Genomic DNA, 14,761 nt, shown 5'->3' with positions numbered 1-14,761 from the left:
CAGCCCCCTATCAGGCGTTACCCGGCTCGGCATCACCCTGTTCGGAGTCGCCAGCGCTCGGCAGGCGTACCGGACGGCTGGGCACGACGGTGGAAATGGCATGTTTGTAGACCATCTGGCTGACAGTGTTCTTCAGCAGGATGACGAACTGGTCGAAGGACTCGATCTGGCCCTGCAGCTTGATGCCGTTGACCAGATAGATGGAAACAGGGACGCGTTCCTTACGCAGGGTATTCAGGTAAGGGTCTTGTAGCGAATGCCCTTTTGACATGTGCCGCACTCCTTTCGAGGATCAATTTCAATAATTTTAGTAGGTAAACAATAGCTTCGGACCGTCACACCCCCAAGGATAGACGGCCAGCGGCAAGGTCTCAGTTCAATATGGAGACGCTTTCCAGGTATTTCAAGGTGCGAGACAGATTGTCGCAGGCCAGGCTGTCCAGCCAGTGCAGCCCGTCCCAGCCTCGCAGCCAGGTGAACTGACGCTTGGCCAGTTGCCGAGTGGCGATGATGCCGCGCTCGACCATTTGTTCACGGGACAACCCACCGTCGAGGTATTCCCATACCTGGCGATAACCTACCGCCCGTATAGACGGCAGCCCTGCGTGCAAGTCACTTCGTCTGCGCAGGGCTTCGACCTCGTCCACGAAACCCTGTTCCAACATCGCTTGAAATCGTTGTGCGATGCGCTCATGCAGAACCTGGCGCTGCGCCGGAGCGATAGCAAGCTGCGCAACAGTATAGGGCAATTGCCCGCCGGCCGATGTGCCCGTATCGGAGTTTCCGGCGGCCTGACGACGGCGGTGCTCGCTCATGCTCAGGCCGCTCACGCGATAGACCTCCAGGGCCCGGGTCAGACGTTGAGGGTCATTGGGGTGAATGCGCGCCGCCGACTCCGGATCGACCGCAGCCAGCTCGCGGTGCAGGGCCTCCCAGCCCTCGGCCGCGGCCCGTGCCTCCAGTTCGGCGCGCACGGCCGGGTCGGCACTGGGCATGTCGGCCAGCCCCTCCAACAATGCCTTGTAATAAAGCATGGTGCCGCCCACCAGCAGCGGGATGCGTCCGCGTGCCGCGCTGGCGGCCATGGCGGCCAGCGCATCGGCGCGAAATTCCGCGGCGGAATAGCTCTCGGCGGGATCGCGAATATCGATCAGGGCATGCGGAAAGGCGTCGAGAATGGCGCGCTCCGGCTTGGCGGTGCCGATGTCCATGCCCCGGTAGATCAGCGCGGAGTCGACGCTGATCAGGTCGCACGGCAGCAGGCGCGCCAGTTCCAGGGCCAGGTCGGTCTTGCCGGCGGCGGTCGGGCCCATCAGAAAGATTGCGGGGGGAAGCGAAGACATCGGCATGACTCGAAACACGAAGACGGGAGAGGTCCTGACGACAGGGCCTCACTGGCTCAATTACTGGCCGCGCATGAACAACTTGTCGAGCTGATCCATGCTCAGCTGCGTCCAGGTCGGCCGGCCATGGTTGCACTGGCCGCTGCGCTCGGTCTGCTCCATGTCACGCAGCAGGGCGTTCATCTCGGGAATGGTCAGGCGCCGGTTGGCACGCACGGAACCGTGACAGGCCATGGTCGCCAGCAGCTCGTTGAGGTGCGCCTGGATACGGTCACTGGTGCCGTATTCGAGCAGGTCGGCCAGCACGTCACGCACCAGCTGCGTCGCTTCGGCCTGCTTGAGCAGGGCCGGAATCTGGCGAATCGCCAGACTCTCCTCACCCAGACGCTGCAGCTCGAAGCCCAGACGCTGAAACCACTCGCCGTGTTCCTCGGCGCAATCCGCCTCGCGCTGGCTGACGGCGAGCGACTCCGGCACCAGCAACGGCTGGCCACGCAAGCCTTCGCTGGCCATGGCGTGCTTGAGTCGCTCATAGGTGATGCGCTCATGCGCCGCATGCATGTCCACCACCACCATGCCCTGGGCGTTCTCGGCGAGGATGTAGACCCCCTTGAGCTGCGCCACGGCGTAGCCGAGCGGTGGAATGTCGCCCTGCTCCTGCGGCAGGGGCTGCGCCGGCGCCGTCGGCAGCGGCGAGAAATACTCGCGATACGTCGCCTGGGCCTCGCCCGCCGAAACGCCAGGATTGCCGGCAGGCTGCTGGTAACCGGCACCGCTGCCGCGCCAGGCCGGCTGGGCACTGGGCGCTGGCGCTTCGAGAACACTGGCCGCCAGGCCCATCTCGCCCTGCGGGCCGAACTCACCCGCGGCCTGCCCGGTCGGGCGCATCATCGGCGAGACAGTGGCCGGCGCAGCGACCTGATCCTCCGGGCGTACATCGGCCAACGCACGGTGCAGGGTGCCGTAGAGGAAGTCGTGCACCATGCGGCTGTCACGAAAGCGCACCTCGTGCTTGGTCGGATGGACGTTGACGTCCACCGTCGCCGGGTCGATTTCCAGGAACAGCACGAAGGTCGGATGCCGGCCGTTGAACAGCACGTCGCGGTAGGCCTGGCGCACCGCGTGGGCGACCAGCTTGTCGCGCACCATGCGCCCGTTGACGTAGAAATACTGCAGGTCCGCCTGGCTGCGCGAGAAGGTCGGCAGGCCGACCCAGCCCCACAGGCGCAGGCCGCCACGTTCGATCTCGATGGGCAGCGCCTGCTCGAGGAAGGCCGGGCCACAGACCGAGGCCACGCGGCGCGCGCGGCTGATGTCGTCCCCGGCCTCATGCAGGCTGAGCACGGTCTTGCCGTTGTGGCGCAGATGGAATGCCACATCGAAACGGGCCAGCGCCAGGCGCTTGATCACTTCCTGCAGGTGGTCGAACTCGGTTTTCTCCGCCCGCAGGAACTTGCGCCGCGCCGGCGTGTTGAAGAACAGGTCACGGACTTCCACCGAGGTGCCGACCGGGTGCGCGGCAGGCTGCACCCGCGGCTCCATGTCGCGGCCCTCGGTCTCCACCTGCCAGGCCTGGTCGGCATCGGCGGTACGCGATGTCAGGGTCAGGCGCGACACCGAGCTGATCGACGCCAGTGCCTCACCACGAAAGCCCATGCTGAGCACCGCCTCGAGGTCTTCCAGTTCGCGAATCTTGCTGGTGGCGTGGCGCGCCAGGGCCAGCGGCAGATCGTCCGGGGCGATGCCGCCGCCGTCGTCGCGCACCTTGAGCAGCTTGACGCCGCCCTGCTCGACTTCCACGTCGATGCGCCGCGCACCGGAGTCCAGGCTGTTTTCCAGCAATTCCTTGGCCACCGAGGCAGGGCGCTCGACGACCTCGCCCGCAGCGATCTGGTTGGCCAGGCGCGGGCTGAGCAAATGAATACGGGACATGACACTCATTACTGGGCTGCCAGGGACGTGGCGGGTATCTGCAATTTCTGACCGACCTTGATCACGTCGCCCTTGAGTTTGTTGGTGCTGCGCAGCGTCGCCAGGCTGATCTGGTAACGCTGTGCGATCAGCGCCAGGCTCTCGCCACGGGACACCACGTGCTCACGCGGCCCGCTGGCGATCTTGCCTGCGTCGCGCAGCCAGGCGACATAGGTGCCGGGCGGCGGGTTCTCATGGAAGAACTGCTTGACCCCGGAGGTGATCGAACGCGCCAGTGCCTGCTGGTGACTGGCGCTGTGCAGCTTCTTCGCTTCGTTGGGGTTGGAGATGAAACCGGTTTCCACCAGGATCGACGGGATGTCCGGCGATTTCAGCACCATGAACCCGGCCTGCTCCACCCGGCGCTTGTGCAGCGGCGTGATGCTGCCCATGTTCGACAGCACCTTCTGCCCCACGTTGAGGCTGGACGACAGCGAGGCCGTCATCGACAGGTCCAGCAGCACGCCGGCAAGCATCTTGTCCTTGTCGTCCAGGCTGACGTTGCCGGCACCGCCGATCAGGTCGGACTGGTTCTCCGCGTCGGCCAGCCAGCGCGCCGTCTCGGACGTGGCGCCGCGCTCGGACAAGGCATAGACGGAGGCGCCGAATGCCGACGAGCGCGGCGCGGCGTCGGCATGAATCGAGACGAACAGATCGGCGCCTTTCTTGCGCGCGATCTCGGTGCGTTTGCGCAGCGGAATGAAGTAATCGCCGGTGCGCACCAGCTCGGCGCGGAAGCCCTTCTCGGCGTTGACCTGGCGCTGCAGCTCCTTGGCGATGGCCAGGGTCACGTGCTTCTCGTACTGGCCCTTGACCGGCGACAGGGCGCCCGGGTCTTCGCCGCCATGACCGGCATCGATGGCGATGACGATATCGCGCTTGCCACCCGGCACGGGTGTCAACTTGGGCGGTGGCTGGGTCGGCGTGACGGGCACCGGCGGCGAGGTGTTGGCGACGCTCGGTGTCTGGGTGCTCGGCGGCGCACTGCCCTGATCGAACAGGTCGACCACCAGGCGATGCCCGTATTGCTGGTTCGGCGCCAGGGAAAAGCTCTTCGGCGTGACCGGCGCGGACAGGTCGATGACCACCCGCAGATCGTCCGCGCCGCGCTGGGCGGAACGCACCCCGGTGATCGGGGTATTGGCCAGCGACAGCTGGTCGAGGTTGGTGGCCAGCTTGGCGCCACTGACGTCGATGACGATGCGATCAGGCGCCGCGAGGGTGAAGACGCTGTGCTGCACCGGCCCGGACAGGTCGAAGACCAGGCGCGTGTTGTCGGGAGCACGCCAGAGGCGCACGCCGCGCACATCCGAGGCAGCCAGGGCCTCGGCAGCCAGAGCCGCCAACAAAACACCCACAGCGGTAACCAGCGCGCCTATGCGCATACCCAACCCCATCGATTCTTGCTTTATTGTTTGCTGCTCAGGGCCTCGCACCAGGCATCCCCTCGAGCCCCATGCCCCTGCAGCAACAGCGAACGGCCGCCCGCTTGGGGGGTAATGGTAATGTCCATGTCGGGCTTTGGCAAAACACCCGCGCCGCGCTGCGGCCACTCGATCAGGCATAGGGCAGCGCCATCGAAATAATCGCGGATGCCGAGGAACTCCAGCTCCTCGGGATCGACCAGCCGATACAGGTCGAAATGGAACGCCCGCAGCTCGCCGATCTCGTAGGGTTCGACCAGGGTGAAGGTCGGGCTCTTCACCGCCCCGCAATGCCCCAGGCCACGCAGGATGCCGCGTGACAGGGTGGTCTTGCCCGCCCCCAGGTCGCCGTGCAGGTAGATCACTCCCGCGCCACCGCTGACCTCGGCGATACGCGCACCCAGGGCCAGCATCGCTGCTTCATCGGCAGCTTCGAGTCTCACTTCAGACAAGGACACAACTCCTCCAGTAACTGACGAATGGCGCACGGCAGATCGCCGGCAGCCAGACCACGCCCTTGCCGGGCCAGCACCTCACCGGCCCGCGCATGCAACCAGACCGCGAGGCAGGTCGCGTCGAATGCCGCCATGCCCTGCGCCAGCAGGGCGCCGATCAGCCCGGCCAGCACATCGCCCAGCCCGGCGCCGGCCATCGCCGGGTGTCCGCGATCACACAGGGCCAGGCGACCATCGGGCGCCGCGATCAGGCTACCGGCGCCCTTGAGCACGACGACCAGGCCATAGCGTTGCGCCAGCGCGCGGGCGGCGGCGGGGCGGTCGGCCTGCACGCTGGAGGTGTCCTGCCCCAGCAGGCGCGCCGCCTCTGCGGGATGTGGCGTCAGCACGCCCTGCCTGGGCGCGGGGACCTGCCCCGCGGCCAGCAGGTTCAGCGCATCGGCGTCCCAGACCTGCGGCGCGCCGAGCCCCGCAACACTCGACAGCAGGCTGCGCGACCAGGCGCCCTGCCCCAGTCCCGGGCCCAGCACACAGACATCGGCGCGTTCGGCCAGTGCCAGCAGCTGATTGGCCGATGCCACCGCCGTGCACATGATCTCGGGCCGCCGCACCAGAGCGGCGGCGACATGCTCGGCGCGGGTCGCCAGCGTCACCATCCCCGCACCGGAGCGCAGCGCGCTGTCGGCGCAGAGCAGCGCCGCCCCGCCCATGCCCAGATCGCCGCCAACCACCAGCAGATGACCGAACTGCCCCTTGTGCGCCACCGGCGAGCGCGGCGACAGGCGCGGCAGGCAGCGTTCATCCAGGCGCTGCGCTACGCTGGGAGCCTGCGCCAGCAACTGCGCATCGGCCTGCAGGTCGTCGAACTGCAGCTCGCCGCACAGCGCCGGCCCTTGCCCGGTCAGCAAGCCCAGCTTGAGCGCGATGAAGGTCATGGTCAGGTCGGCGCGAACCTCCACGCCGAGGCACGCCCCCGTATCGGCCAGCAGGCCGGAGGGAATATCCACCGCCAGCACGGGCAGCCCGGCCTGATTGATCGCGCCAATCGCCTGCGCATAAGGCTCGCGCACGGCGCCTGCCAGCCCGGTACCGAGCAGCGCATCGACCAGAACACCGGCCAGCGGCAGACTCTCGTCCCAGGGCAGGATGTCCACACCGGCCGCATCGGCCTCGGCGCAGGCTTGCGCGGCGTCGCCCTGCAGGGCTGCCGGATCGCCGACCGCCAGCACCCGGACACGCCAGCCGGCACGTTGCGCCAGCGCCGCGATCAGATAGCCATCACCGGCATTGTTGCCGCGCCCGGCCAGCACCGTTATCTCACCAGCCTCGGGCCAGCGCCGGCGCAGGGCACGCCAGGCCGCATGGGCCGCGCGCTGCATCAACTCGAAGCCCGGCGTGCCGGCGGCGATCAGTTGTGCATCCAGCGCGCGCACCTGCTGTGCGCTGTGCAGAGTCGAAGGCAGGGAAGCGGAGGATAGATGCATGGCTCGCTCGGAACGGATGTCTGGCAGAATTATACCCACCTCAATCCTCTGCGCCCGCCTCATGTCCGACCATCGCCTCGATCTCAATGCCCTGGCCCAGTCCATCAAGGACTGGGGACGCGAGCTCGGGTTCCAGCAGGTGGGCATCGCCGATGTCGAGCTGAGCGAGCATGAAGCTCACCTCAAGCGCTGGCTCGCCGCCGGCTACCAGGGCGAGATGGACTACATGGCCGCGCATGGCGACAAGCGCTCACGCCCGGCCGAGCTGGTGCCCGGCACGTTGCGCGTGGTGTCGCTGCGCATGGACTACCTGCCTGGCGACACCCAGATGGCCCAGCGCCTGAAGGAACCCGAGCAGGCCTACGTATCGCGCTACGCACTCGGTCGCGACTACCACAAGCTGATCCGCAAGCGCCTGCAACAGCTGGCCGAGCGCATCCAGCAGCAGATCGGGACGTTCGGCTATCGCGCCTTCGTCGACAGCGCCCCGGTGCTGGAGAAGGCCATCGCCGAGAAGGCCGGCCTGGGCTGGATCGGCAAGAATACCCTGGTGCTAAACCGCAAGGCGGGCAGCTACTTCTTTCTCGGCGAACTGTTCGTCGACCTGCCCCTGCCGGTGGATGCGCCCCATGCGAGCGAGCATTGCGGGCGCTGCAGCGCCTGCATGGACATCTGCCCCACGGCCGCCTTCGCCGGGCCCTACCAGCTCGACGCGCGGCGCTGCATCTCCTACCTGACCATCGAGCTCAAGGGCTCGATCCCCGTCGAGCTGCGCGCACCGATCGGCAACCGGGTGTTCGGCTGCGACGACTGCCAGATCGTCTGCCCCTGGAACCGCTTCGCCCGCCCCACCGAGCAGGGCGACTTCCAGCCACGCCATGGCCTCGACAACAGCGCCCTGGCCGAGCTGTTCCTGTGGACGGAGCCGGAGTTTCTCGCCCGCACCGAGGGCTCGCCCCTGCGCCGCGCCGGCTACGAGCGCTGGCTGCGCAACCTGGCGGTCGGCCTGGGCAACGCCCCCTCGACCATCCCGGTGCTGGAGGCGCTGAATGCCCGCCGCGACCACCCCTCGGAGCTGGTCCGCGAGCATGTGGAGTGGGCGCTGCAGCAGCATGAACGATAGGTGACAGGCTTCAGGCGGCAGGCAAAAGCAGCGCAGCCATCCGCTCCACTCCAGGCCTGCTGCGGCCTTCAGACCTTGAGGAAATGCTCGCGGTAGTGACGCAGCTCGGCGACGGATTCGCGAATGTCGTCCAGCGCCTGATGCGTGGCGCTTTTCTGGAAGCTGTCCTTGACCTCCGGCGCCCACATGCCGGCCAGGATCTTCAGCGTCGACACATCCAGGTAGCGGTAGTGGAAGTAGGCTTCCAGGGCCGGCATGTACTTGTAGAGGAAGCGCCGGTCCTGACCGATGCTGTTGCCGCAGATCGGTGACTTGCCCTTCGGCACCCACTGTTCGAGAAAGGCGATGGTCTGCGCCTCGGCGGTGGCCGCATCGATGCGACTTTCGCGCACGCGCTGGGTCAGGCCGCTTTCGCCATGGGTACGGGTATTCCACTCGTCCATGCCGGCCAGCGTCTCGTCGCTCTGGTGAATGGCGATCACCGGGCCTTCGGCCAGCACGTTGAGCTCGCTGTCGGTGACGATGGTGGCCATTTCGATGATCACATCGCGCTCCGGTTCCAGGCCGGTCATTTCCAGGTCGATCCAGATCAGATTGTTGGGGTTTTGCATGGTAAGGGGCTCCTAGGCTCAGCCGGCAATTCTAGCGGATATCCACAGCCTTCATCTGCCACAGATACAAGGACGTCTGCCGCCCCTCGTCGAGCGCGAGCGTGCGGTCGGCCGACACGTCCGGAATCTCGAAGGTGTTGCTGATCAGCCAGCTGCCAGGGCGCATCTCACCTGCCGCCTTGCGCCACAGACGCGGCATCGGAACGGGCGACAGGAAACAGTAGGCGATGTCGAAGTCGGCCAGATCGACCCGCCAGAGGCTCTGGTAACGGATGCTGCAGTTCTCCTGCAGCAGGCAGCGCAGCCAGGCGAAGACGAAGAGCAGCGGCGCCGTTTCCACGCCGACGAACTGCCCACGCGGGCAGTGTCGCGCCAGCTGCAGCAACGTACCCGCAGTGCCGCAGCCCAGGTCGACGAAGCGCAGCGGCGGCTCGCGCTCGCTCAGGCAACGCTGCAGTTGCTGCTGCGCCCTGCGCCCGCTCAGGTACAGCGGCACGCGCTCGCGCAGGCTGTTCCAGTTGACCAGCAGCAGCACCACGAACCCCAGCAGGAACAGCCAGGCAGGCAACTCGGCACGCTGCGCCAGCAACAGCGCCGGCAGGAACGCCAGGTTGATCCACCACCACCAGCGCGACAGACCCAGCCGCCAGCCGATCAGTGCCGCCAGCATGCCTTGCAGCAAGGCCACCGCCAGCAGCGGAAGACGCCAGGACAGCAACGCCAGCAGGTACACCAGCACGACCACCAGCGCCAGCGCCAGGCCTTGCGCCAGCAGGGCCCGCATCAGTGGCAAAGGTGCCAGCATTCTCTCATCGCCCATCACCGCCCTCCCCCATCTGGCGCCGCAGCGCCACCAGGCGCTCATGCTAAACTCGCCGCGATCTAGTCTCCACCACCCGGAAAGCCAATGGCCAAACGCCAACTCAACCGCCGCCAGAGCTGGCGTATCGAAAAGATTCAGGGCGAGCGCGCCGCCCGTGCGGCCAAGCGCGAGTCACGCGCTGTCGAAGCCCTGGAAGGTGGTGACCTCGGCCCCGAGCAGACGGGCCTGGTGATCGCCCATTTCGGCGTTCAGGTGGAAGTCGAGGGCCTGCAGGATGAACTGGCCGGCCAGATCTTTCGCTGCCACCTGCGAGCCAACCTGCCCGCCCTGGTCACCGGTGATCGGGTGGTGTGGCGCCCCGGCAACCAGGGCGACGGTGTCATCGTCGCGCAACTGCCACGCGACAGCGAGCTGTGCCGCCCCGACATGCGCGGCCAGCTCAAGCCGGTGGCGGCCAACGTCGACCAGATCGTCATCGTCTTTGCGCCCATGCCCGAGCCGCACGCCAACCTGATCGACCGCTACCTGGTGGCGGCGGAGCATGCCGGGATACGCCCGCTGCTGCTGTTGAACAAGGCGGACCTGATCGACGAGCAGAACCAGGTCGCGCTGGAGGCACTGCTCAAGGTCTACCGCCAGCTGGAGTACCCGCTGCTCGAGGTGTCGGCGCACCAGGGCGATGGCATGGAGCAGCTGAAAAAGCGCCTCGACGGCCACGTCAGCGTCTTCGTCGGCCAGTCCGGGGTGGGCAAGTCATCGCTGGTCAACGGCCTGCTGCCGGGGGTCGACACCCGCGTCGGCGCCCTCTCGGAGCTGACCGGCAAGGGCACCCACACCACCACCACGGCGCGGCTGTTCCACTTCCCCGGTGGCGGCCAGCTGATCGACTCGCCCGGCATCCGTGAGTTCGGCCTCGGCCATGTCAGCCGGGATGATGTGGAGGCAGGTTTCATCGAATTCCACGACCTGCTCGGCCGCTGCCGCTTCCGCGACTGCAAGCACGACCGCGAGCCCGGCTGCGCGCTGCTCCAGGCCCTGGATGAGGGGCGCATCCAGCCGCAGCGCATGGCCAGCTACCGGCACATCCTCGCCAGCCTGCCCGAAGACGATTACTGACGGTTGAGCTGGTCCAGCGGGCTGTTGCTGCTGTCGAAGATGTTCAACTGCTCACGCAGCTGGTCGGCCGGCAGCGCCTCGCCGGTGTTGCCAGGCGCGCCTTCGGCAGGCGGCTGATCCGGCGTCGCCGGCTCGCCTCCGGCGCCCTGCTCACCTTCGATGTTGCGCTGCGCACGCTTGGTCAGCACGACGATATCGATGCGTCGGTTGACCGGGTTCAGCGGGTCCTCGCGGTCGAACAGCGCCGACGAGGCGTAGCCGACCACCCGCGCTACCTGCTCGTCCGGGTAGCCGCCAGCGACCAGGGTACGGCGCGCGGCGTTGGCACGGTTGGCAGACAGCTCCCAGTTGCCGAAATCACCGCGCCCGACGAAGGGCTTGGCATCGGTGTGGCCGCTGACGCTGATCTTGTTCGGCACGGCGCGAATGGTATCGGCCATGGCCAGCAGGATGTCCTCGAAATACGGCTGCAGCTCGGCACTGCCAAGGGCGAACATCGGCCGGTTGGCGGCATCCATGATCTGGATGCGCAGGCCGTCCTGGGTGATCTCGAACAAAATCTGGTCCTTGAAGCGCTGCAGCTCCGGGTTTTCCTCGACCTTGTTCTGCAGTTCCTGCAGCAGCAGCTCCAGGCGCTCCTGCTCCATCTTGTCGGCCAGGGTTTCGATCTGATCGGTGCTGACACCGGTTTCGTCCGGCTGGCTCTCCGGCGTTTCGGAAATGTCCGGGTTGAGCGTTCGCTCGGGCGCCGGCGTCGGCGTACCGCCGAGGTCGATCGCGTAGGGGCTGGCGCTCTCGGTGAAGCCGATGGGGTCCTGGAAGTAACCGGAAATCGCGCGCTTCTGCTCGGGCGTGGCCGAGGACATCAGCCACATCACCAGAAAGAACGCCATCATCGCCGTGGCGAAGTCGGCGAAAGCGATCTTCCAGGCACCGCCATGATGGCCGCCAGCGCTTTTCTTGACGCGCTTGACGATGATGGGTTGGTTGTTTTCCATGGCTTAGTTGCCGCGCATGGCCTGCTCGAGCTCGCTGAAGCTCGGGCGATGGGCCGGGAACAGCACCTTGCGCCCGAACTCTACCGCCAGGGTCGGCGGCATGCCCGAAGCCGACGCCACCAGGGTCGCCTTGATCGCCTCGTAGAGGTTCAGCTCTTCCTTGGCGTCGTGCTCCAGCGCGCCGGACAGCGGGCCGAAGAAGCCGTAGGAAGCCAGAATGCCGAGGAAGGTACCGACCAGGGCCGTCCCCACCTTTTCGCCGATCTGCGCGTTATCCGCCTCGGCGAGAATCGACATGGTGATCACGATACCCAGTACCGCCGCAACGATACCCATGGCCGGCATGCCGTCGGCGACCTTGGCGACCGCATGGGCCGGGTGCTCGACTTCTTCCTTGAGGCTGGCCAGCTCCATGTCGAACAGACCCTCGAGCTCGTGCGGAGCCATGTTGCCGGACGACATGATGCGCAGGTAGTCGCAGATGAACGCGGTCATGCGGGCATCCTTGAGCACCGCGGGATACTTGCTGAAGATCGGGCTGGCATTCGGGTCTTCGACATCCGCCTCGATGGCCATCATCCCCTCGCGCCGGCTCTTGTTGAGGATCTCGTAGAGCAGCTTGAGCACTTCCAGGTAGTAGGTGTGGGTGAAGCGCGAGCCGAACATGCTCAGCGACTTCTTGAACACCGTCATGAACATGCTGCCGGGGTTGGCCTGCAGGAACGCCCCCAGGGCCGCACCACCGATGATGAGCACCTCGAACGGGTGGACCAGTGCCATCAGTTGCCCGCCCGAAAGGACGAACCCACCGAACACGCAGCCGAAGACGACGATGATGCCTATGATTTTTGCCATAAAGGAACGCTTGCAGAGCCAAGAGGATGGGTTATTAAAAACAACCCTTCTAATTATCGGAGCTTATGCGCCAGACTATAGCCAGTTAAGGTCAAAAGCCAGTTCGGCTCAACCCACATGTCGACGCCAAAGCCCCTGCCGCGCACCCTGGACGCCTGGTTGCAACAACTGGCCAAGCTGCCGTTGCCGATCGAACAGCAGCAGCATGTGCGCTTGCGTCGCTTCCTGGGCGACAGCCGCCGTACCTGGCGCGAAATTGCCGAAGCCATCGAGTCCAGTCCGTCGTTCGCCCTGCAGGTCCTGCGCGAGGCCAACCAGTCGAACAACAGCCTGAGCGAGCCGGCCGAAAGCGTCGAAACCGCGCTCTCGCGTCTCGGCCTGAGTCGTTGCGAAGCCTTGCTGAGCCAGGCGCCAGCGCTGCCGGAAGACGAAATCCCCCTGGCGTTTCGCCAGATCCTGATGATCAGCCAGCACGCCAGCCAGCAGGCTCGCGGCCTGTTCGGCGCCCGCCTGGCGCGCCTGTGGAACGAGCTGCACGGCTGCAGCCTGCTGTTCCTCGCCCCCCTGTGGCCGTTGCTGTGCGCCCACCCGCAGTTGTTCGAAGCCTGGGAACAGCGCGTGCTGCTGAAAGGCGAACGCCCCGGAGTGGTGGAGAAGGAGCTGCTGGGCGTGCCGCTGATACAGCTCTGCGTGCGCCTGGCCGAGCGCTGGCGCCTGCCGGAATGGATCGTGCGCGGCTACCGCCTACTGGAGCGCGATCGCCGCCAGCTGATCAAGGCGCTGCACATCGCACGCGACTACGAACATCCCCTGCACCAGCAGCAGATGCTCGACGCGGACACACCGCTGCGCCACTGGCTGACCCAGCCCAGCAACTGCGTGCTGCTGGCCAACGGCCTGGCCGTCTCCGCCCACCAGGCCTGGGACACACCTCACACCCTGCGCTGGCAGCGGCTCACCGGGCTGTACCTGCAACTGCCGCTGAACGAGCTGCAGCAGGAAGTGCATCAGCATGCCGTGAGCAGTGCCCGCCTGCTGCATGACAGTGCATTGTGGCACCCGGCGCAGGCGCTGCTCTGGCCCTGGGACGCGCACCGCCTGAAACCGGCCCGCAGCAGCAGTGCCGCCCCACCCCAGCGCGACGACCTCGCCGCCTGGCGCCAGCAGTGTGCACGCCTGCTCGCCGAACCCAGTGCCTTCGCCAATGTGCCGCAACTGACTGCCTGCGCCCGCGACGCCCTGCAGGCCTGTGGCCTGAAACGGGTTCTCGTGCTGCTCGCCGACCGCCAGCACAGTCGCCTGCAAACCCAGCAACAGGCCGGGCTGGACGCCAGCGCGGCAACGCTCAGCCTGGATCCCGCACAGAGCCAGGTCCTCAGGCGCCTGCTCAGCGAGCCGGGCCAGCTGCGTCTCACGCCCGCCAACGTCGCCAAGTTCTCCGCTCTACTGCCGGGCAACCTCAAGGCCCTGTTTCCCAGCGAGCATCTGCTGCTGCGCTCCCTGGCCAGCAACGGCCGGGTGGTCATGCTGCTGGTGGCCGACCAGGGCGGCCAGCCGCTCAACGAGGTCAGCCTGCAGGCGTTCGGCAAGACCGTGCAGTGCATCGAGCGCGCCCTGGGCAGCTTCGCCCGCCGTGGACGCTGACGCCCCTCGGTTTCCGCTACAATCGACCTCTTTTCATTTAGGGACGCTGCCATGTCCGCCTTCGACAACCTGCCTCTGGTGATCGAGCCCGCTGAACTGGAAGCGCGCCTGGACGCGCCCGAGCTGATCCTGCTCGACCTCAGCAGCGCAGCACGCTACGCCAGTGGCCACATACCCGGCGCGCGCTGGGCCGACGCCAAGCGCACGCAGCTGGGCCAGCCTCCGGCACCCGGCCTGCTGCCCGAACAGGCGCAACTCGAAGCGTTGTTCGCCGATATCGGCCATCGCCCGGATGCCACCTACGTGGTCTACGACGACGAAGGCGGCCCCTGGGCCGGGCGCTTCATCTGGCTGCTCGACGTGATCGGCCATGCTCGCCAGCACTTCCTCAACGGCGGCCTGCAGGCCTGGATCAGCGACGGCCGCCCCCTGAGCCAGACAACCCCCGAGGTCTCGCGTACCCAGGTGTCGCTGACGCTGAGCGACGAACCCACGGCCACCCGCGAATACATCCAGCAGCGCCTGGACGCCGCCGACCTGGCCATCTGGGATGTACGCGGCGCGGATGAATACCACGGCGAGAAACTCAGCTCCGCACGCGGCGGGCACATCCCGGGCGCCACGCACTTCGAATGGACCGCCGCAATGGACCCGCAGCGCGGCATGCGCATCCGCACGGATATCGGCGACGTCCTGCACGATCTCGGCATCACCCCGGACAAGGAAGTGATCACTCACTGCCAGACCCATCGCCGCTCGGGTTTCAGCTACGTGGTCGCCAAGGCGCTGGGTTATCCGCGCGTGAAGGCCTACGCTGGTTCCTGGTCCGAATGGGGCAACCTGCCCGATACACCTGTCGAACGCTGACGCCGTCGACCATCAGTTGTACCCGGCACGGGGATGCCTGCGCCGAC

Annotated in this window: 14 protein-coding genes; 4 read left to right on the top strand and 10 right to left on the bottom strand. The window is 66.7% G+C overall.

Translation table 11 applies throughout. The annotated features are described in order from the left end of the window. Positions 1–10: 10 nt before the first annotated feature. The 6 genes from hfq to JLK41_RS03215 all read right to left on the bottom strand — a co-directional run bounded on the left by hfq (position 11) and on the right by JLK41_RS03215 (position 6,677). Positions 11–271, bottom strand: a complete 261-nt coding sequence (gene hfq / locus JLK41_RS03240; RefSeq protein ID WP_037054821.1) for an RNA chaperone Hfq — start codon at positions 269–271, stop codon at positions 11–13. A 100-nt stretch (positions 272–371) separates the two neighbouring features. Next, positions 372–1,343: a tRNA (adenosine(37)-N6)-dimethylallyltransferase MiaA gene (gene miaA, locus JLK41_RS03235; RefSeq protein WP_047590154.1), complete on the bottom strand. Its 972-nt coding sequence runs from the start codon at positions 1,341–1,343 to the stop codon at positions 372–374. A gap of 60 nt (positions 1,344–1,403) precedes the next feature. Next, complete coding sequence (gene mutL / locus JLK41_RS03230; RefSeq protein WP_396464592.1) at positions 1,404–3,275, bottom strand: DNA mismatch repair endonuclease MutL; 1,872 nt, start codon at positions 3,273–3,275, stop codon at positions 1,404–1,406. A gap of 8 nt (positions 3,276–3,283) precedes the next feature. Further along, complete coding sequence (locus JLK41_RS03225) at positions 3,284–4,711, bottom strand: N-acetylmuramoyl-L-alanine amidase (protein WP_197035116.1); 1,428 nt, start codon at positions 4,709–4,711, stop codon at positions 3,284–3,286. Between the two features lie 11 nt (positions 4,712–4,722). Further along, positions 4,723–5,190: a tRNA (adenosine(37)-N6)-threonylcarbamoyltransferase complex ATPase subunit type 1 TsaE gene (gene tsaE / locus JLK41_RS03220; protein WP_037054830.1), complete on the bottom strand. Its 468-nt coding sequence runs from the start codon at positions 5,188–5,190 to the stop codon at positions 4,723–4,725. After that, the gene (locus JLK41_RS03215) at positions 5,178–6,677 is read right to left on the bottom strand and encodes an NAD(P)H-hydrate dehydratase (protein ID WP_244976472.1); all 1,500 of its coding nucleotides are present in this window, start codon (positions 6,675–6,677) and stop codon (positions 5,178–5,180) included. The genes tsaE and JLK41_RS03215 overlap by 13 nt, the downstream gene beginning before the upstream one ends. Positions 6,678–6,738: 61 nt before the next feature. Here JLK41_RS03215 and queG point away from each other — a divergent pair, with 61 nt between their 5' ends. After that, entirely contained in the window at positions 6,739–7,800 is a 1,062-nt protein-coding gene (queG, locus tag JLK41_RS03210; RefSeq protein WP_152487770.1) for a tRNA epoxyqueuosine(34) reductase QueG, read from the top strand. Between the two features lie 68 nt (positions 7,801–7,868). Here the strand turns inward: queG and orn are convergent, their stop codons facing one another. Then, a complete protein-coding gene (gene orn / locus JLK41_RS03205; RefSeq protein WP_037054835.1) occupies positions 7,869–8,411 on the bottom strand; it encodes an oligoribonuclease in 543 nt (180 codons plus the stop codon). Positions 8,412–8,442: 31 nt separating this feature from the next. Further along, positions 8,443–9,231, bottom strand: a complete 789-nt coding sequence (locus JLK41_RS03200) for a class I SAM-dependent methyltransferase (RefSeq protein WP_244976471.1) — start codon at positions 9,229–9,231, stop codon at positions 8,443–8,445. An 87-nt stretch (positions 9,232–9,318) separates the two neighbouring features. On the opposite strand from JLK41_RS03200, the gene rsgA reads away from it, so the two are divergent. Beyond that, positions 9,319–10,350 carry a small ribosomal subunit biogenesis GTPase RsgA gene (gene rsgA / locus JLK41_RS03195; RefSeq protein ID WP_047590171.1) on the top strand — a complete coding sequence of 344 codons (1,032 nt, stop codon included), beginning with the start codon at positions 9,319–9,321 and terminating at the stop codon, positions 10,348–10,350. Here the strand turns inward: rsgA and motB are convergent. Together motB and motA are read right to left on the bottom strand one after the other, a co-directional pair. Then, positions 10,344–11,348, bottom strand: a complete 1,005-nt coding sequence (gene motB, locus JLK41_RS03190) for a flagellar motor protein MotB (protein ID WP_037054841.1) — start codon at positions 11,346–11,348, stop codon at positions 10,344–10,346. The genes rsgA and motB overlap by 7 nt on opposite strands. Before the next feature lie 3 nt (positions 11,349–11,351). Next, complete coding sequence (motA, locus tag JLK41_RS03185) at positions 11,352–12,203, bottom strand: flagellar motor stator protein MotA (protein ID WP_047590174.1); 852 nt, start codon at positions 12,201–12,203, stop codon at positions 11,352–11,354. A 117-nt stretch (positions 12,204–12,320) separates the two neighbouring features. Here motA and JLK41_RS03180 point away from each other — a divergent pair, with 117 nt between their 5' ends. Together JLK41_RS03180 and JLK41_RS03175 are read left to right on the top strand one after the other, a co-directional pair. Next, positions 12,321–13,847 (top strand): HDOD domain-containing protein, encoded by a 1,527-nt coding sequence (locus JLK41_RS03180; protein WP_210390331.1) that lies wholly within the window; start codon positions 12,321–12,323, stop codon positions 13,845–13,847. Positions 13,848–13,898: 51 nt separating this feature from the next. After that, positions 13,899–14,714: a rhodanese-like domain-containing protein gene (locus tag JLK41_RS03175; protein WP_210390330.1), complete on the top strand. Its 816-nt coding sequence runs from the start codon at positions 13,899–13,901 to the stop codon at positions 14,712–14,714. Positions 14,715–14,761 lie beyond the last annotated feature (47 nt).

It is taken from the genome of Ectopseudomonas khazarica (genome assembly GCF_017915135.1).
Taxonomy (GTDB): Bacteria; Pseudomonadota; Gammaproteobacteria; order Pseudomonadales; family Pseudomonadaceae; genus Aquipseudomonas; species Aquipseudomonas khazarica.
The sequence above is the reverse complement of the archived record's forward strand: the minus strand, read 5'-3'. Positions and strand labels throughout refer to the sequence as shown.